The organism is Pseudomonas paraveronii, from assembly GCF_963681955.1.
Taxonomy (GTDB): Bacteria; Pseudomonadota; Gammaproteobacteria; order Pseudomonadales; family Pseudomonadaceae; genus Aquipseudomonas; species Aquipseudomonas paraveronii.
This window is the reverse complement of record NZ_OY817130.1, coordinates 2,977,304-2,994,270: the sequence shown is the minus strand read 5'-3', so window position 1 is coordinate 2,994,270 and position 16,967 is coordinate 2,977,304. Positions and strand designations below refer to the sequence as shown.

Annotated in this window: 16 protein-coding genes; 2 read left to right on the top strand and 14 right to left on the bottom strand. The window is 60.4% G+C overall.

Features of this window, described 5'->3' with window-relative positions; genetic code table 11:
* Nucleotides 1-5 precede the first annotated feature (5 nt).
* Complete coding sequence (locus U5A08_RS13650) at nucleotides 6-791, bottom strand: SDR family NAD(P)-dependent oxidoreductase (protein WP_321851959.1); 786 nt, start codon at nucleotides 789-791, stop codon at nucleotides 6-8.
* 97 nt (nucleotides 792-888) lie between these two features.
* Between U5A08_RS13650 and U5A08_RS13645 the strand changes: the two genes are divergently transcribed.
* Nucleotides 889-1,794 carry a LysR family transcriptional regulator gene (locus tag U5A08_RS13645; RefSeq protein WP_321851958.1) on the top strand — a complete coding sequence of 302 codons (906 nt, stop codon included), beginning with the start codon at nucleotides 889-891 and terminating at the stop codon, nucleotides 1,792-1,794.
* Nucleotides 1,795-2,154: 360 nt separating this feature from the next.
* Here the strand turns inward: U5A08_RS13645 and fabF are convergent, their stop codons facing one another.
* The 4 genes from fabF to U5A08_RS13620 all read right to left on the bottom strand — a co-directional run bounded on the left by fabF (nucleotide 2,155) and on the right by U5A08_RS13620 (nucleotide 8,543).
* The gene (fabF, locus tag U5A08_RS13635) at nucleotides 2,155-3,438 is read right to left on the bottom strand and encodes a beta-ketoacyl-ACP synthase II (RefSeq protein ID WP_253395590.1); all 1,284 of its coding nucleotides are present in this window, start codon (nucleotides 3,436-3,438) and stop codon (nucleotides 2,155-2,157) included.
* 117 nt (nucleotides 3,439-3,555) lie between these two features.
* Nucleotides 3,556-6,642: an efflux RND transporter permease subunit gene (locus U5A08_RS13630; RefSeq protein ID WP_321851955.1), complete on the bottom strand. Its 3,087-nt coding sequence runs from the start codon at nucleotides 6,640-6,642 to the stop codon at nucleotides 3,556-3,558.
* A complete protein-coding gene (locus U5A08_RS13625) occupies nucleotides 6,639-7,745 on the bottom strand; it encodes an efflux RND transporter periplasmic adaptor subunit (protein ID WP_321851953.1) in 1,107 nt (368 codons plus the stop codon). Before U5A08_RS13625 ends, U5A08_RS13630 begins: the two co-directional genes overlap by 4 nt.
* A 177-nt stretch (nucleotides 7,746-7,922) precedes the next feature.
* The gene (locus U5A08_RS13620) at nucleotides 7,923-8,543 is read right to left on the bottom strand and encodes a TetR/AcrR family transcriptional regulator (RefSeq protein WP_253395584.1); all 621 of its coding nucleotides are present in this window, start codon (nucleotides 8,541-8,543) and stop codon (nucleotides 7,923-7,925) included.
* Between the two features lie 87 nt (nucleotides 8,544-8,630).
* On the opposite strand from U5A08_RS13620, the gene U5A08_RS13615 reads away from it, so the two are divergent.
* Nucleotides 8,631-10,133, top strand: a complete 1,503-nt coding sequence (locus tag U5A08_RS13615) for an efflux transporter outer membrane subunit (RefSeq protein ID WP_321851952.1) — start codon at nucleotides 8,631-8,633, stop codon at nucleotides 10,131-10,133.
* Nucleotides 10,134-10,206: 73 nt separating this feature from the next.
* On the opposite strand, the gene hypE is transcribed toward U5A08_RS13615, so the two are convergent.
* Genes hypE through U5A08_RS13570 form a run of 9 tightly spaced genes read right to left on the bottom strand, consistent with a single transcriptional unit; the run spans nucleotide 10,207 to nucleotide 16,960 of the window.
* Entirely contained in the window at nucleotides 10,207-11,274 is a 1,068-nt protein-coding gene (gene hypE, locus U5A08_RS13610; protein WP_253395580.1) for a hydrogenase expression/formation protein HypE, read from the bottom strand.
* Nucleotides 11,271-12,407 carry a hydrogenase formation protein HypD gene (gene hypD, locus U5A08_RS13605; protein ID WP_321851950.1) on the bottom strand — a complete coding sequence of 379 codons (1,137 nt, stop codon included), beginning with the start codon at nucleotides 12,405-12,407 and terminating at the stop codon, nucleotides 11,271-11,273. Before hypD ends, hypE begins: the two co-directional genes overlap by 4 nt.
* Nucleotides 12,404-12,637: a HypC/HybG/HupF family hydrogenase formation chaperone gene (locus U5A08_RS13600; RefSeq protein WP_046383288.1), complete on the bottom strand. Its 234-nt coding sequence runs from the start codon at nucleotides 12,635-12,637 to the stop codon at nucleotides 12,404-12,406. Before U5A08_RS13600 ends, hypD begins: the two co-directional genes overlap by 4 nt.
* Nucleotides 12,628-13,791: a Kae1-like domain-containing protein gene (locus tag U5A08_RS13595; protein ID WP_321851947.1), complete on the bottom strand. Its 1,164-nt coding sequence runs from the start codon at nucleotides 13,789-13,791 to the stop codon at nucleotides 12,628-12,630. The genes U5A08_RS13600 and U5A08_RS13595 overlap by 10 nt, the downstream gene beginning before the upstream one ends.
* Nucleotides 13,784-14,797, bottom strand: coding sequence for a hydrogenase nickel incorporation protein HypB (hypB, locus tag U5A08_RS13590; protein WP_425262838.1), 1,014 nt, complete (start codon nucleotides 14,795-14,797; stop codon nucleotides 13,784-13,786). Before hypB ends, U5A08_RS13595 begins: the two co-directional genes overlap by 8 nt.
* Nucleotides 14,798-14,820: 23 nt before the next feature.
* Entirely contained in the window at nucleotides 14,821-15,168 is a 348-nt protein-coding gene (locus U5A08_RS13585; RefSeq protein ID WP_253395577.1) for a hydrogenase maturation nickel metallochaperone HypA/HybF, read from the bottom strand.
* The gene (locus U5A08_RS13580) at nucleotides 15,161-16,243 is read right to left on the bottom strand and encodes a HoxV (protein ID WP_321851946.1); all 1,083 of its coding nucleotides are present in this window, start codon (nucleotides 16,241-16,243) and stop codon (nucleotides 15,161-15,163) included. Before U5A08_RS13580 ends, U5A08_RS13585 begins: the two co-directional genes overlap by 8 nt.
* Nucleotides 16,240-16,743 (bottom strand): [NiFe]-hydrogenase assembly chaperone HybE, encoded by a 504-nt coding sequence (hybE, locus tag U5A08_RS13575; protein WP_321851945.1) that lies wholly within the window; start codon nucleotides 16,741-16,743, stop codon nucleotides 16,240-16,242. Before hybE ends, U5A08_RS13580 begins: the two co-directional genes overlap by 4 nt.
* The gene (locus tag U5A08_RS13570; protein WP_219806718.1) at nucleotides 16,730-16,960 is read right to left on the bottom strand and encodes a rubredoxin; all 231 of its coding nucleotides are present in this window, start codon (nucleotides 16,958-16,960) and stop codon (nucleotides 16,730-16,732) included. The genes hybE and U5A08_RS13570 overlap by 14 nt, the downstream gene beginning before the upstream one ends.
* Nucleotides 16,961-16,967: the final 7 nt, after the last annotated feature.

Below are 16,967 nucleotides of genomic sequence, written 5' to 3'. Positions count from 1 at the left end.
TGAGATCAGGCTTGAGGTGCTTTGTTCTCGACCAGACAGTTCCCGCCATCCACCACAAGGACTTCACCCGTGATGTAACTGGCGTCAGGCGACGCCAGAAATGCAACCGCCGCCGCCACTTCGCGGGGGCTGCCCGCCCGCCCTATTGGGGTGAAGCGCCCCGCCTCTGCTTCAACGGGCGTGGTTGAGCCGGTGGTGATCCATCCGGGAGCCACGCTGTTTACAGTAACCCCCTGCTTGGCGACTTCAAGTGCAAGTCCCATGTTCATACCAATCATCGCGGCCTTAGCGGCGCTATAAGCGGCTTCGCCCGGATTGCTCCCCCGGGTGCCCGTGGTGGAACTAATATTGACAATGCGCCCGTAACTTCGCGCGCGCATACCGGGCAAAATAGCCCGAGTTAAAAGAAACGCAGTGGTTAAGTTTCTTGCCAGTGAAAGATTCCATTCGTGCAGTTCCATAGTTGCCAATTCCGAGAAAACCTCCGGGCTTCCTTGCATGGCCATACCGGCGTTATTCACCAGGATATCGACCCGCCCCCAGACGGACTCTGCCCATAGGCCGAGTTCACGTACCTGGCTTTCATCGGTGAGGTCAGCTGGCCGGCCTTCAACTTCAAACCCTTCAAGGCGTAGCTCTTTAACCCGATCCGCGATGCGGTTGCTGCTGGCGGTGACGATCAACTTCGCCCCAGATGCACCTAGCCTGCGAGCGATCGCCATACCAATGCCAGCTTCACTTCCAGCACCACTGACCAGTGCCACATGCCCCCTCAAATCGGCATTTAACATGGTGTTCTCCACGTACTTAATTTGTATTAGGAGTGGAAATTAGGCTAATAAATCTGATAAATAAAGACAATCATCATCAGGAAAATTGACAACCACGATGGCATTTACCAGCGAGTCACTTAAAATTTTCCTTTCGGTCGTGGACAGCGGCTCCTTTTCAGCCGCAGCACGAAAATTAGGCCGGGTTCCCTCCGCGATCAACATGGCGGTGTCACAGCTTGAAGCAGAGCTGGATCTGTTGCTTTTTGATCGATCGACCCGCAAAGCCATTCCTACCGCAGCCGCCAAAGCACTTGAGCCCCAGGCAAGACAGGTCGCGAGCCAGTTAAACCTGCTGGACGCGCATGCCCTCCAGCTTCATCAGGGGTTGGAGGGGCGCTTGGTCCTTGCGATGGCGCCGGAGCTGCAAACAGGCGTGTGGAATCGTCCGCTGTCCATTATCGCCAAAGAGTTTCCCACGCTTGAAATCGAAATTCGCTCCGCGTCCCATCCGGAGGCGATGCGCATGCTCCATGAAGGACGTGTGCAATTGGCACTTGGATTTGAACGACCAGGGCTTGACGAGCGGGAGACGTTTCTTGAAGCGGGGAGCCAGTTGTTAGTCGCAGTTGCCTCTCCAGATCATCCTACGGCCGCCGGCAAGAAAAGCCCTTTAGGTGAAGAGCAACTGGTGGACGTTCGGCAGATCATAGTTGCGACTGGAGGACCTACGGACTCTGACCCACGTGTTGTGCTGTCGCGGCGGATTTGGCTCAGCGACAGTTATCTGGCAACGCTGGATCTGGTGCAGCAAGGATTGGGCTGGGCTTATCTTCCACAGCCGCTGGTACAACCGCTAATCACTTCGGGCGCATTGACGGAGGTGGTGTTTGACAACATGCCAAGTCAGATGCGGTTATGGGTCGACATCATCTGGGTAAAGAACCGACCTCTGGGGCTGGGAGCGCGTCGTTACCTGAGTCTGATGCGCGAAATTGCCGCGGGCGAGCCTCGGCGTACTTGAATTGACGTCGTGGACAAGCTCGGCTACCCAGTCAGCAAATGCGCGCACGGCTGGCGAGAGAAAACGTTGATGCGGATAGAGCAAGGTGACCGGCACGGACGCAGGCTGCCAGTCCGCGAGAACCTCGATCAGCCGCCCCTCCTAATGTTTTTCGGGGACCTGGATAGTCGGTAAAAAAAACCACCAAGCCCCAAAAAAGCCTTTTATCGACATAAGGTTGTAGGGCAGAACGTAATTACCACAGAGCCTGAATACCATCTGCGTCAGGCTCTGCCCCTCCCTTTGACTAAACGGCGACTTAACCAATGAGCGCTGTAAGCGTGCAATATTGCTTTAGAAACCGGATATGCAGCCCTCTACTTAATTCTCAAGCCATCGGCGAAACAGGACACTGGCATTCACCCCGCCAAAGCCGAAGCCATTGGACAAGGCGTGCTCGATTGCCATTGGCTTGGATTGAAGGGCGACCAGATTCAAACCTGCAGCAGCCTCATCCGGGTTGAGCAAGTTGAGCGTCGGCGGGACGATTTGGTCTCGTAGCGCCAGAACGGTGAAAACGGCTTCGAGGCCGCCGGCCGCACCCAGCAAATGGCCGGTGGCGGATTTGGTCGATGTGACCGCGACCCGTGAGGAAGCGCCGAACAACCCGCGAATTGCCGCCAGTTCACCTTTGTCCCCGACTGGCGTTGAAGTGGCATGGGCGTTGATATGCTGAATCTCTTCAGGTTTGAGCCTGGCCTGATCCAACGCCTGCTGCATCGCACGGCGCGCACCGTTGCCGTCTTCGGGACCTGCGGTCAGGTGGTGAGCATCCGCACTGGTGCCATATCCGATCAGCTCTGCGATCGGTTTCGCTCCCCGCGCCAGCGCATGTTCAAGTGATTCAATGACCAGCATCCCGGCGCCCTCTCCCATGACGAAACCATCTCGGTCCCGATCAAAGGGGCGCGAGGCTTTCTCTGGGCAATCGTTAAAACCCGTGGACAGGGCTCGAGCGGCGGCGAACCCGGCCAGACTGACACGATGAATCGCAGCCTCGGCGCCGCCGCACAACGCGATGTCGGCTTCACCCGAACGGATTAACCTGGCGGCGTCGCCAATGGCCTGCACTCCTGCGGCACACGCAGTGACCGGCGCCCCCAGCGGCCCCTTGAAGTTATATTTAATCGACACATGACCCGCCGCAAGGTTGGCGAGAAATGACGGTATGGTGAACGGCGAAAGGCGACCAGGGCCTCGCTCATCGGTAGTGCGAACGGCATTGGCTATCGCTGTGAAGCCACCAATACCTGTGCCAATTATCGTCGCGGTACGTTCCTGCTCAGTGCTCTGTTCAGGTGTCCAGCGGGCTTGTGTCAGCGCCTCACGTGCAGCTAAAAGAGCAAACTCGATAAACCGATCCATCTTTTTTCGATCCTTTGCCGAGACGGCCAACTCAGGATCGAAACCAGCGACCGGATCCTGCTCCAGTGAAGGCACCTGGCCTCCAACCGCGCATCCCACACCGTTGCTAAATTCTTCTGACAAAGCCCTGATACCGGACTGTCCGTCCAACAAACGGCGCCAGACGTCCTCCACACCACAGCCCAATGGGGAAACGATCCCCATGCCCGTGACTACGATACGTTTGCTTTCCAATGACATTGACTCACCTCATGCTCTCTTCGTCCTGGCCAGATGGATCAGGGCCATCATTTCGCTTTGTTTTCGGCCTGCGCCGAGAAGACGTAACGCTCGCCTGAACGAGCGTTTGTTGCCCAATCAGGCTGGATGTGCGGGCGCCAGGGGCTCCTGTGAAGTGTCAGGTTTGATCTTGAACCAGAGGGCATACATCGCCGGCAGGAACACCAATGTCAGCACAGTGCCAGCAAACGTACCTCCGATCAGAGTGTAGGCCAGCGTCCCCCAGAACACCGAGTGGGTCAGCGGGATGAACGCCAGCATCGCCGCCAGTGCCGTGAGAATGACTGGCCTGGCACGCTGCACAGTGGCTTCGACCACGGCGTCATAAGGGCGCAGGCCAGCCTGCTCATTGGCGTGAATCTGGCCAATGAGGATCAGCGTGTTACGCATCAGAATCCCCGACAGCGCAATCAATCCCACCAACGCGTTGATCCCGAAGGGTTGCTGGAACAGCAGAAGGATCGGCACCACGCCAATCAGGCCCAGAGGTGCTGTGGCAAACACCATCATCATTGCCGACATCGAGCGCACCTGGATGATGATGGTGAGTAACGTCAGCGCGATCATGATGGGGAACAGCGGCAGTAACGCTTTGTTCGCTTTCCCCGACTCCTCGATCGCCCCTGCCAGCTCAATTCGATAGCCCTTGGGCAACTGTTCAATCAGCGGTTGCAGTTGCTTCATCACGGCGCTGGAAACATCGGGCGGCTGAAGCCCTTCAGCCACATCACCCCGAACGGTAATGGTCGGCGTTCGGTCACGACGCCGCAGAATGGGCTCTTCCATTCGAATTTCCACAGTTCCGATCTGAGACAGCGACACCCGTTGGCCCTGCGCTCCGGTCAATGTAAAGGCATTGATTTTAGAGGGGTCCAAACGAGTATCACCGGCAGAGCGGGCAATCACCTGGACGGAGCGAATGTCCTCGCGCACCTGAGTCACTGGCGCTCCCGTCAGCAGAAACTGAAGCTGCTGGGCAACCTCTGCGGAGGTCAGACCGAAGGCCTGCAGACGATCCTGATTCAGTGCCAGGTGAAGTGCCGGAGCACGCTCGCCCATGTCCGTATTGACGGTCCTCATCAGGGGGCTGGCTTTCATGACCTCACGCACTTGCCCGGCGATATTGCGTAGCACTGTCAGGTCCGGCCCCATGACGCGAAAGGCCACCGGGTAAGGCGAGTAAGGACCGAATACCAACTGGGTCGCACGTACACGTGCTTGAGGGGCCAGACCATCAGCAACGGCTTGCCTCAGCCGGATCTTGAGCGCCTCACGCTCTTCCTGGTTAGCCGTTAGCACAACGATTTTTGCAAAAGAAGGATCGGGCAACTCTGGCGCCATCGCCAAATAGAACCGTGGAGCACCCTGACCGATGTAGGCGGTGACTGTCCGTGCTTGCGGTTGTTTTGCAAGCCACGCCTCGACTTCGGACGCCGCGGCATCGGTTTGCTCGATGGACGTGCCATAAGGCATCTGCACCTCAACGAGCACCTCCGGACGGTCCGATGTTGGGAAAAATTGCTTCTTCACCACGCCCATGCCGAGAATTGCGACAATGAACAAGCCGACGACTGCGATCGCTACAAGCCCTTTACGGCGAATCACCACACCCAGCACGCGCCTGAAACGCACGTAATTGGGCGTCCCGTAAATCGCGGTATGCCCGCCTTCTGGCACCTTGGCCTGCGGCAGCAGTTTCGCCCCGAGGTAAGGCGTGAACACCACTGCCACCACCCAGGATGTGATCAGCGCAATGCCGACGATCCAGAACATGTTGGCGGTGTACTCTCCTGCCGTTGATTTGGCGAAGCCGTTGGGCATAAAGCCGATTGCAGTGACCAACGTGCCTGACAACATAGGCGCGGCGGTGTGACTCCAAGCATAAGCAGAGGCTTTGATGCGGTCATAACCCTCCTCCATCTTCACCACCATCATTTCAATGGCAATGATCGCATCGTCCACCAGTAGCCCCAGCGCCAGAATCAGCGACCCAAGCGTTATGCGGTCAAAGTCCTTGCCTGTCGCGGCCATGACAATGAAAACTGCCGCCAGGGTCAGCGGCACCGCCGCAGCGACGACGATACCGACACGCCAACCCATGCTGAGAAAACACACCAGCAGAACCACGCCCAGCGCCGCGAAGAACTTGATCATGAATTCGGTGACGGATGCATCAATGTTCACCGCCTGGTCGGTGACCTTGCTCAAGGTCATGCCTAACGGCAATTGCTCATTGATCGACGTCGTCTCGGCTTCAAGCGCCTTACCTAAATCAAGACCGTTCCAGCCGTCGCGCATCACGATACCGAGCAGCAACGCCGGCTCGCCATTGTTGCGCACCATGAACGTGGAGGGGTCCTCGTAACCGCGCTTGACCTCGGCCACATCGGATAATTTGAGGGTTCTACCCTGCACGACCAGTGGCGTATCGCGAATCTTGCGCAGGTCATCAAACGCGCCATCAAGTCGAATGAACACCTGGGGGCCATTCGCCTCAACTGAACCGGCCGGCGCCATCATGTTTTGCGCATTCAACGCGCTAAATATGTCTCGAGCGGAAATACCCAGCGTCGCCAGACGCTCATATGACAGCTCGACATAAATGCGCTCGGACTGCTCGCCAATGATATTGACCTTCTTCACGCCCGCCACGTGCAGCAGGCGTTGACGCAACGACTCAGCCTCGCGAACCAGTAATCGTTGCGGCTCGCCCTTTGCCTTGAGCGCATAAAGGGCAAAGGTGACATCGGCATATTCGTCGTTGACGATCGGGCCGATGACACCAGGCGGCAAACCCGCCTCTTCATCACGGAGCTTCTTGCGCGCCTGGTAAAACTCCTCGGGAACAGCATTAGGTGGCGTGCTATCGAGCAAATAAACGGTGGTGAGTGCCACTCCCGGACGCGTGAAGGTCTCAGTCCGGTCATACCAACGCAGTTCCTGCATGCGTTTTTCGAGCTTTTCAACCACTTGGTCCTGCATCTCCTGAGCCGTCGCTCCAGGCCATACCGTTACCACGGTCATTTGTTTAATGGTGAAGGCAGGATCTTCCGCGCGCCCTAACTTGAAGAAGGCGTACAGCCCACCGATGGATATCAGCAGGATCAAAAACAGCGTGATCGAACGCTCACGCACCGCCAGCGCGGACAGGTTGAATCCGGTCATCGGCGCACCTCTGCGTTGCCCGCCATCTGGGGCCTGACCTGCTCGCCCTCGCTCAGAAGGTGAGCGCCCAGCGCGACAATACGATCGTGGATATTGAGGTCACCTGTCACACGTGCAGTTTCCGCATCATTCAAACCGAGGAGCGTTACAGGGCGCCAGGTCACCTGCTCAGGTTCCCGACTCACGACCCATACACCCGGACCTTTACCGGCGTCATAGAGAGAGGCGACAGGCACCTGGACTTCACCATCGATGGCCGTTCGCGTGCTGCCGATGGCGACCGAAATGGTCGACCCCAGCGTGGCATTGGCAAGTGCGCTTTCCAGCACGTAACGCGCCTCAAATGTGCGGGTCAACCTGTCAGCCGAATCGGACAGCTGGCGCAGATGCGCCTGCCCTGCGTGCTGGTCCACCCCATAAAGCTGAACTGTCGCCGACGATCCCAGAGCCGGACGTAGCGTTTCGGGTAATTGAATGACCGCCTCGCGTTGCCCGGAATGGGCAACACGCACCACCACCTGGCCCGCACCGACGACCTGCCCCGGTTCTGCCAAGGTCTCCACAACAACCCCGTCGGAATCGGCCAACAAGGTTGAATAACCGGTGGAGTTTTTCGCGATATCCGCCTGGGCTTTGGCTGCATTCAATTGAGCGTTGGCCGAGTCAGCAGCGGCCTTGATCCCTGCATAAGCAGAGGCAGAAACAGCACCGACCGACACCAAATCTCGGTAGCGCAGCTCGTCATCATTGGCCTGCCGCGATCGAGCCATTGCTGCGAGCACCGCTTCCTGCTGCGCTCGTGCTGTCAACGTCAGATCGTTCGCATCAATGTGCATCAGTGGCTGTCCACGCTTGACGCTCTGGCCGGTGTCCACGAGGCGCTCCGTCACCTTTCCGGCCACCCGAAAACCAAGGTCGCTCTGAACCCGTGCCGCAACGACGCCGGTGTATACGCGAGTTTCAGGTGCAGAAGGCTGAACCAGACTGACGCGCACCAGGGCCGCCTGAAGACGAGGATCAGGAGGCGGCGCTTCGCTGCATGCAGCCAAGGCCAACGGCAATAAACCGATGAAGATAAATGAAGTCGAGCGGCGCGGGATCATAAAGACCTCTTGGAAACAGATACGCCATGCTTATTCAAGTGACCATTTATGTCAATGGTCACACTACAAACAAATTAAAGCCGCCTGATGACCAATGTCAGATCAGCAGGGTCGGCCTTGAGTTACGGGTGAAAAGATAAACGTAGAGGTACGCCAGACCTGCCAGCCAGGGCCTTTTTAAGGCATCAGGCTGCGCAGAATGAGGTTGGAGATGAGCCCAGGGGCCTCTTCAACGACGTCGAGGTTGTACTGCAACAACAAAGGATTGATGTAGGGACGTAGCGCGAGATGAATCGACTCCACCGTATCATCCAAGGGTGTCTTGCGCTCAAACTCTCCGAGCTCACGCCCTTCTCGTACAATTTGCTGTACGAAATGTTTGATTCGCGCGTCATATACCTGCGAGCTGGACCAGCGCTCCAACGCCGAGAAGGCCGCGATGTCATACAATTTCCGATCATTGAAAAACAGGTCAACCCCTTTGGTTATCAGGGTTTTGACCAGTCTTCGAAAGCGCTCCGTCGGTGAGATACCCTCGGCATTGATCGCGTGCTCCACCGCCGCAATGATTTGCGACAGGCAATTGCTGCAAATGGCCTCACCAATCGCCTGCTTGGAGTCGAAGAACTTGTAGATATAAGCCTTGGAAAAACCGATCGCTTTCGCGAGGTCGGAGACTGTTGTCTTGCTGTAACCGTATTGACTGAAATGGTCGTTGGCCGCCGCGACGATCTGGTCGCGGATGTCATGTTCGGCGGGACCACGGGTGCTGGACGAGGAAATGGGTAATGGGTTCATGCGATCAGCTTACGCACCCGCAGGACGGTTGACAACTCATGACCAAATCGTAATATGGTCACTAATCGATCATTCCCAAGGTGTCACATGCACCCTCTCCGTTTTGCCGTATTGCTGAGTTTCGGTGTGGTCGCTGGGTGCTCGGTGGGTCCTGACTATTCCGAGCCCAAAGTAGAGCTGCCCGAGCGCTTTTCAGCGATTGCACCTGCAACACCAACGGTTGACGCAACCCCCAGTGATCTCACCGTCTGGTGGAAGACGTTCAATGACCCCGTTCTCAGCCAGTTAATCAATCGAGCTCTTGAACAAAATCTCGATTTAGCCCAGGCAACAGCCAGGATCGAACAAGCTCACGCCGGCTTGGGAGCCGCTAACGCCGCGCTTTTGCCGTCGGCCACCGTCAGTGGCCAAGCGGCTAGAGCACGACAATCCTTGGAAACACCGTTGGGCCAAGCGCTGAATTCAGATCCATCCTATAACCGCTACGGGAGTGCTTATGAGGCTAATCTCAATGCTGGCTGGGAACTTGATGTATTTGGAGGGTTACGCCGAGGCAAAGAAGCAGCCGTCGCCGATTATCAGGCGGCCCAAGCTGCGGCAGTTGCCACACGACTAGCAGTGGTCGCGCAAACCGCTGACCTTTACATCAGCATCCGCGGACTGCAAGCACGCCTGGAGATTGCCCGAAAGCAGGTAGAGACACGACAACAGCTGCTCTCTACCATCGAATATCTCTACGCCAAGGGACTGGCTGCTGAACTGCAGTTGAATCAGACTCAAGGTTCATTGAACCAGGCGCAAGCAACGGTGCCGGTACTGCAGGCTGGTCTTGACTCGGCAATGAACGCTCTGGATGTCATGTTGGGTAAACCGCCAGGGACTTACACTGCGCAGTTGGCGCAATCGACACCCATCCCGGATGTACCACACCTCGCCAGCCTGGGCTCTCCAGCCGATCTACTGCGCCGGCGTCCAGACTTGATCGTCGCAGAGCGCCGACTTGCGGCATCGAGCGCTCGTATTGGCGAAGCCATTTCCGAGTACTACCCCAAGTTTTCCGTAGGGGCTCTGTTAGGCAGCGCCACGTCGGTCTCGAGCACAAATCTGTTCTCCAACGATGCCAGCCAGGCATCGGCGGTATTGGGGTTACGTTGGAGGCTGTTCGACTTTGGCCGCATTAACGCTCAGATTGACTTGGCCAAGGGGCAAGAAGCTGAAGCACTAGCTGCCTATCGCCAATCGGTACTGCGGGCGTCTGAAGATGTAGAAACCGCGTTTTCCGTACTGATCAACCGCGAACAGCAGTTTAAACATCTTGCACAGGGCGAGGCTGCGTTTACAAAAGCTCGAGACAGATCGCTCACCGCTTATGAAAAAGGCGTGGTGAGCCTGATCGAAGTACTCAATGCCGATGAGAATGTGTTAGCCGCGTCCGATGGTAGAGCACAGGCACAAACGGAATCGGCTCGAGCAGCAGTGGCTACATTCAAAGCCCTGGGTGGCGGCTGGCAACACGAGACACCCACTCCTCGCCTTCTCTCGCAAGAGAGTCGTAGGCATCGTCCTCGAGGTCAACCCAAGGTTCTTTAGCCAGGACACCTTGCAACGCATGGCAGCATCCTCCAGTTGCCGCCATGCGTTGCTGACTCAAGGTCTCAAGGGCTCAGCAGATTCTCGGCAATTGTTCGCCCGACAACCAGTCCACCACCCTGCGCCCGCCGAATCGGGTCTGCATCTGCACAAAACCGTGCGCGTCTTCAAGCACCGTGCCGATACGCACCGCATGTTCGCCCAAAGGGTTGCGGCGCATGCAGTCGAGCAGCGGCTGGGCGTCTTCTTCGGCGCAGATTGCGATCAGCTTGCCCTCGTTGGCGATGTAGAGCGGGTCCAGGCCCAACAGTTCGCAGGCGGCTTCGACCTGCGGCTGCACAAGAATCGCCGCTTCGTCCAACAGCATGCCGACGCCGGATTGGCCCGCGATTTCGTTCAGCGTGGTCGCCAAACCGCCTCGGGTCGGGTCGCGCAGTACGCGCAGGCCGGGAGCGACCGCGAGCATCTGCGCCACTAAACCATGCAGTGCCGCACTGTCAGAGAGGATTTCGGTTTCGAACGCCAGCCCTTCTCGCTTGGACATGATCGCCACGCCGTGTTCGCCGATGCTGCCGGACACCAGGATCGCATCGCCGGGACGTGCGCGATGCCCGCCGGTGTCGACCCCGTTGGCGATAATGCCGATGCCGGTGGTGCTGATGAACACACCGTCGCCACTGCCGCGTTCCACGACTTTGGTGTCGCCGGTAATGATCGGCACCCCGGCATCACGGGAGGCGCGGCCCATCGACTCAACGATGCGCTTGAGCTCGGCCAGGGCAAAGCCTTCCTCGATGATGAAGCTGGCTGAGAGATAAAGCGGCCGTGCGCCGCCCATGGCGACGTCGTTGAGGGTGCCATGCACAGACAAGCTGCCAATGTCGCCACCGGGGAAAAACAGCGGCGACACAACGTGCGCGTCGGTGGCCATGACCATGCGTTCGCCGGGTTTGAGTTCGACGCTGAAGGCGGCGCCGTCGTTGCCCTGGCGCAACCACGGGTTGTCGAACGCAGCAACGAACAGCTCTTCAATCAGTTGCGCCGAAGCACGACCGCCAGCACCGTGGCCCATATCGACCACGCCGTCGCGAAAATTGAGGGGGCGTACATAACCGCGTTTTACGGGAGAGCGGCCGGTCATACTGCAACAACCTCGATGTCTTTATAGCGCCCGTAGGCATAGTGAGCGGCGCAGGCGCCTTCGTTGGAGACCATGCACGAACCCATGGGATTTTCCGGGGTGCATACGCTGCCGAACAGGCGGCAGTCCGTGGGCTTTTTCTGGCCGCGCAGGATCGGCCCGCATTCGCAGGCTTTGTTATCGGCCACGGCGCGGTAATGCAGGTCGAAGCGTTTTTCTGCGTCGAAGGCGGCGAATTCCGCACGAATGCGCAAGGCGCTGAACGGCACCTCGCCAAGCCCGCGCCATTCGAAGCTCTCACGCAGTTCGAAGATTTCGTCCATCAATGTCAGCGCGGCGCTGTTGCCATTGCGGCCCACGGCGCGGACGAATTCGTTTTCGACCTCGGCGCGTCCGTCGTTGACCTGACGCACCAGCATCAAAATCGCCTGTATGACGTCCAGCGGCTCGAAACCGGCAATCACCACCGGCTTGCGGTATTGGCGGGCAAACTCGGCGTAGGGTTCCGAGCCAATGATGATGCTCACATGCGCCGGGCCGACAAAGCCGTCCAGTTCCACCGCCGCCGCATCTTGCCCGGGGGCGGCAAGGATATGCTCGATGGCCGCCGGGGTCAGGACATGGCAGCACAAGACGCTGAAGTTTTTCAGGCCGCGAGCGGCGGCGTCGCGGATCACCAAAGCGGTCGGCGGCGTGGTGGTTTCGAAACCGATGGCCAGGAACACCACCTCACGCTCGGGGTTGGCCTCGGCGATTTTCAGCGCATCGCTGGGCGAGTAGATCATGCGGATATCCGCGCCTTGGGCCTTGGCGCGCAGCAGCGAGAGGCCACCGGACGCCGGCACGCGCAGGGTATCGCCATAGCTGCAGAGGATCGCTCCGTCCTCCAGCGCCAGCTTCACCGCGAGGTCGATACGCCCAATCGGCAAGACGCACACCGGGCAGCCGGGGCCGTGGATCATGCGCACATTGGCGGGCAGCAAATCGCTCACGCCGTAACGCGATATCGCATGGGTGTGGCCGCCACAGAACTCCATAAAGCGGTATTGGCGTTCAGGCTGGACTTCGTTGCGGATGCGCTCGGCAATGCGTTGCGCCAATTCACCGTCGCGGTATTCATCGATGTACTTCATAGGGCTTCCGGTTGCAGGCGGTCCAGCTCTTCGAACATGGCCAGGGTCCGCTGGGCTTCTTCGGGGTCGATCAGGCCGAGGGCGTAACCGACGTGGACGATCACGTAGTCGTCGACCTGGGCTTGCGGCACCAGCGCCAGGGAGATTTCCTTGCGGATACCGCCCAAGTCGACGAGCGCGTTATCGCCGTCGCGCAGTTCAATCACGCGGGCGGGAATGGCTAGGCACATGCTTGGGATTCCTTCAATGGCAGAGCGGGTTGGCGCTGCGGGTCGCGCCAGTGCGCGGCAACCCAGGCTTGACCCAGGGCCAGCCCGGCATCGCCGCAAGACACGGCCTGCGCGCTGAAAACCGCTAAGCCCTTGGCGGTCAATCGTTGCGTGAGCCGGGCACTGAGCAGGCGATTGGCAAAGCAACCGCCCCCGAGCAGCACCGGCAGCGTGGTGGATTGGCGCTCGATCCAGTCGGCGAGCGCGGCGGCCAGCGTCAGGTGAAACAGCGCCGCGCCCTCCGCGCTGCGTGCGCCGTCGGCGAGCTCGAACAGACGGGTCAGCAGCGGTAGCAGATCGAGCACGCCGTCAGCGCGGATCTGCCACAGGCCGTCGATGGCGGGCTCGGCGTGGGCTGCCAGGTATTCCGCGGCCAGACGCTCCAGGGCAATGGCCGCTTCGGCTTCGAATTGTTGACGCACGCTGATGCCGAGAATCCCGGCAGCGGCATCGAACCAGCGTCCGGCGCCGCTGCTCGGCGGGCAGTTGAGAGTGCGCGCGAGCATCTGCGCGACCGTGTTGGCGCTTTGTTGGCCGACCAGCGGCCCGAGACGGCTGAGGATTTCAGCGTCGCGACCCAGCAGGTGCAGCGCCGCAGCGGCCAAGCGCCAGGGTTCGCGGGCGGCCACATCGCCACCGGGCAGCGGCAGTGGCAATAGATAGCCGAGTCGGCGCCAGGCATCGCTGGCCACCCACAGCAACTCGCCGCCCCAGGCCGCGCCATCGCTGCCAAGGCCGACGCCGTCCAGCGCCAGGCCGAGTACCGGGCCGTCGAGGCCATGTTCGGCCATCAACGCGGCAATGTGCGCGTGGTGATGCTGCACGGCTACGGCGGGCACGTTGAGTTGTTCCGCCAGCGTCACCGCCAGTTGCGAGCTATAGAAATCCGGGTGCAGGTCGTGGGCGATGGCTTGCGGCGTGACGTCAGCGCATGCCAACAGCGCGTCCAACGACGCCGCCAGGTCCAGGCAGCTTTGCGGGTCGCCCAAGTCACCGTGCAGCGGCGACCACAGCACTTGATCGCCTTGCACCAGGCAGGCGGTGTTCTTCAGCCACGCGCCACAGGCCAGCACCGGCGGCCAGACCTGCGCGCCGGGCAGTTTTTCGCTACGCATGCGGGGCCTCCGTCTGACCTTTGAGGCGGGCCAGTTCAGCTTCCAGTTCGGCGATGCGCGCGGCGCGTCGATCACCCTCGGGGGCGCCGGCCAGCAACCAGTCGAGCCAGGCATCCAGCCCGGTGCCGTCGCGGGCGCTGAGCTGGATGATCTGGATCTGCGGGTTGACCTGTCGCGCGTAGTCCAGGCAGCGCTGCACGTCGAAATCCAGGTGCGGCAACAGGTCGATCTTGTTGAGGATCATCAGGCGCGCGGCGGCGAACATGTCCGGGTACTTGAGGGGTTTGTCTTCGCCCTCGGTCACCGACAGGATCGCCACTTTGCCCGCCTCGCCCAAATCCCATAGCGCGGGGCAGACCAGATTGCCGACGTTCTCGATGAACAGCATGCCGGCCGGCTCGCTGGCGTCATGGGCGCGGTGGCTGTGTTGATGCTGTTGAGTATGAACGTGGGCGTGCGGCTGCGGATCAACGTGGCTATGCACAGGCGACTGATGCGCGTGACCGGCTGCATGCAGCGCGTCATGCAGCGGCAGGCGGCTGTAGGCTTCGGTGATCATCCGGGCGTCGAGGTGGCAGCCTTTGCCGGTGTTGATCTGGATCGCAGGTACGCCGGTTTCGCGGATGCGCTCGGCGTCGTGACGGGTTTGCTGATCGCCCTCGATCACCGCCAGCGGCAAGTCGGCGCGGCGCTGGCGCAGGGCCATGAGGGTGCTGCACAACAGCGTGGTCTTGCCGGAACCAGGGCTGGACACCAAATTGAGGGCCAGTACGCCGTGGGCGGTGAAGTTCTCCCGGTTGCGTGCGGCGTGCCGGTCGTTTTCGCCGAGTATGTCTTGCTCCAGGCGGATGGTGCGGGCCTGGCTCATGCCGGGCACTGAAACCCGCGCCTCGCCTGCGCCGTAATGCAGGTCGCCGGTAGCGTCGACCCGCACATCGCTATCGGTGGCTGGCGCTTCGGTCTTGTCGTGTGAATGTCCGGTTCCGCAACCGCAGACGACGCACATGGTGTACCTCCAAAATCAAACGATTAATGATCCTCGACCTGCAGGTCGAGGATGCGCAGTTCAGTACCGCCGGTAGGTTGCAGCCAGAAGCCGCCGCACTGCGGGCAGCCAGCGCCGCGCTCGGTCAGCGGCACGCTGATGGCGCAATCCAGGCACCAGGCCTGGCCCGGGGGTTGTTCAATATCGATTTGCGCACCGGCCAGCAAGGTGCCTGGCGCCAATGCTTCAAGGGCAAAACGCAGCGCCTCGATTTCAACGCCAGCCAGCTTGCCGGCTTCCAGGCGCAAGCGGCTGACCCGCACGAACGGATCGCGCCTGGCCGCCGCCTCGACGGCGCTGAGAATGCCGCCCGCCAGACTCACTTCATGCATGAATAATCTCCTCGCTCGGTGCGGCTTCAAGCTCGAGGGTGAAGCCGATGCACGGGTCGAAAGCCGCGATCAACAGTTCAGCGCGACGTCGGGTGCGCGGATCGCTGGCGGACAGCTTCGCCACCCCCTGGGCCAGCGCGCCTTGAGGATGAAGGTTCCATTCAGTCGGCGCGATGACCTGATAGTCGCTGATCAACACACCGGCATTCATTCGCTCCAGACAGACCCGGTGCAGCAGCAGACCACGCGAGGTTTCGCTCCAGGCCAACGCCTCGTTTGGCCCCAGCGCCAATGCGCCGAATGCCAAGCCACTGGGCTGTGGCAGCGAGAGCCGCGCCAGTTCGGCCAAGCGCGCCCCCAGGCGCAACCAGACGCTGGCGTAGCGTTGTGGCTCCGCCTCGCGCTCGCGGGTCCAACTGCCCGTCTCACAGGGTAGCCCTAAGACCACCGGATGCAACGCGAAATCGCTGGCCTGCCGCAGTTGTTCGGCCACCGCGCGCAGCGCTTGGGTGTTGCCGGCCAGTGACAGGGCATGCACCGGCAGTTGTAAGGCGTGGGCCTCGTCGCGGCAATCGGCCAGGGCTTGCGCCAGCCAATGAGCGCTGCGTTGGCTCCAGTCATCGAGCGCGCTGAACGGCTCGGCGTCCCATCGTTCAAGCCATTGCGCCGCCGATTCGCCCAGCCAGGCCTGCATCGCCTGTTGCGGGGCGTGTTCCCAGGCATGCAGTTGGCTGAGATCGGGGCGCACCGGCGGGTTACCCAGCAACTGCGGCCATTCGAGCAGCATACGCCGCAGATGCTCGCGGCGGGTTTCGGCCTCCAGCATGCGCTGGGCGTTTGGGTCGATGGGTGTTTCGCCGTGCAGTGCGGTGTTGACGGCCAACTCGGCGGTCAAGCGATGCGCTTGCCCGCACAGGCTATAGAGCAACGGCAAGTGGTGCGCGGCGGTCTGTGGCGGCTGGCCGCGCAACAAAGTGGCGGCCAACGCCGGGCGGCTGCCGACAATGGCGGGCTGCTGACCGGGACGCACCCGCAACGAGCCGCTGAGCCGCGCCAGGGTTGCCGTGGAGGTCATTGCGCGCCCCCGGACGCGCGTCCGAACAACAAGCCACGGCGACTGATGGCCGGGCGTTCGGGTGGGCGTTCGGGCGCGTCGCGCAACAACGCCAACACCTGTTCGGCGGTTTGCCGGGCCGCGTCCTGATCGGCGAATTCAAACATCGGTGAAAACAGCGAGCAGCTCTCGTAACCACCGATGCCCTCGCCCTCTGCGCCAATAAAGCTCAGGCACTGGCCGCCAAATTGATGCTCCCCTGACGCACCCTGGGCCAGGATTGTGCCGGTGTTCTCCGGCAGCCAGATCAGGTTCATGAACCAAGGCGTGATCAGAATGCCGAGCACTCCGGTGGCCGCGTTTTCCCCGGCGATTTGCGCGCTAAAGCCCACCGCCTCGACCACCAGTTGCTGATTGAGAAACGGCAACCCGCGCATGCGTGTGTCAGCGATGCCCTGGAAATGCGCGCACAGCGTTTGTGCCTGTTGCGCCGGGCAGTCTTGCCACTCAGACAGGTTCATCGATCACCATGAACTGCTCCGCATCGCCATCGCAGTTCGGGCAACGCCAATGCTCCGGCAATGCCGAGAACGGCGTGCCGGGCTCGATCTGCCAGACCGGGTCACCTTCGCGCGGGTCATACACCCACCAACAGATTTTGCATTCCAGGCGGGTGGCGTCGCTGATCCGGGCGTTGTCGCCGCCGTAGCTGCCTTCGAAGCCGGTTTTTTCGTTCATCGTGACC

What these genes read in the sequence shown, in the direction of transcription:
- U5A08_RS13630 (WP_321851955.1), bottom strand. Translation starts at nt 6,642, where the DNA reads ATGACCGGATTCAACCTGTCCGCGCTGGCGGTGCGTGAGCGTTCGATC.
- hypD (WP_321851950.1), bottom strand. Translation starts at nt 12,407, where the DNA reads ATGAAGTACATCGATGAATACCGCGACGGTGAATTGGCGCAACGCATT.
- U5A08_RS13645 (WP_321851958.1), top strand. Translation starts at nt 889, where the DNA reads ATGGCATTTACCAGCGAGTCACTTAAAATTTTCCTTTCGGTCGTGGAC.
- U5A08_RS13620 (WP_253395584.1), bottom strand. Translation starts at nt 8,543, where the DNA reads ATGAACCCATTACCCATTTCCTCGTCCAGCACCCGTGGTCCCGCCGAA.
- U5A08_RS13615 (WP_321851952.1), top strand. Translation starts at nt 8,631, where the DNA reads ATGCACCCTCTCCGTTTTGCCGTATTGCTGAGTTTCGGTGTGGTCGCT.
- U5A08_RS13600 (WP_046383288.1), bottom strand. Translation starts at nt 12,637, where the DNA reads ATGTGCCTAGCCATTCCCGCCCGCGTGATTGAACTGCGCGACGGCGAT.
- U5A08_RS13580 (WP_321851946.1), bottom strand. Translation starts at nt 16,243, where the DNA reads ATGACCTCCACGGCAACCCTGGCGCGGCTCAGCGGCTCGTTGCGGGTG.
- U5A08_RS13650 (WP_321851959.1), bottom strand. Translation starts at nt 791, where the DNA reads ATGTTAAATGCCGATTTGAGGGGGCATGTGGCACTGGTCAGTGGTGCT.
- fabF (WP_253395590.1), bottom strand. Translation starts at nt 3,438, where the DNA reads ATGTCATTGGAAAGCAAACGTATCGTAGTCACGGGCATGGGGATCGTT.
- U5A08_RS13585 (WP_253395577.1), bottom strand. Translation starts at nt 15,168, where the DNA reads ATGCATGAAGTGAGTCTGGCGGGCGGCATTCTCAGCGCCGTCGAGGCG.
- hypE (WP_253395580.1), bottom strand. Translation starts at nt 11,274, where the DNA reads ATGACCGGCCGCTCTCCCGTAAAACGCGGTTATGTACGCCCCCTCAAT.
- U5A08_RS13595 (WP_321851947.1), bottom strand. Translation starts at nt 13,791, where the DNA reads ATGCGTAGCGAAAAACTGCCCGGCGCGCAGGTCTGGCCGCCGGTGCTG.
- U5A08_RS13625 (WP_321851953.1), bottom strand. Translation starts at nt 7,745, where the DNA reads ATGATCCCGCGCCGCTCGACTTCATTTATCTTCATCGGTTTATTGCCG.
- hypB (WP_425262838.1), bottom strand. Translation starts at nt 14,797, where the DNA reads ATGTGCGTCGTCTGCGGTTGCGGAACCGGACATTCACACGACAAGACC.
- hybE (WP_321851945.1), bottom strand. Translation starts at nt 16,743, where the DNA reads ATGAACCTGTCTGAGTGGCAAGACTGCCCGGCGCAACAGGCACAAACG.
- U5A08_RS13570 (WP_219806718.1), bottom strand. Translation starts at nt 16,960, where the DNA reads ATGAACGAAAAAACCGGCTTCGAAGGCAGCTACGGCGGCGACAACGCC.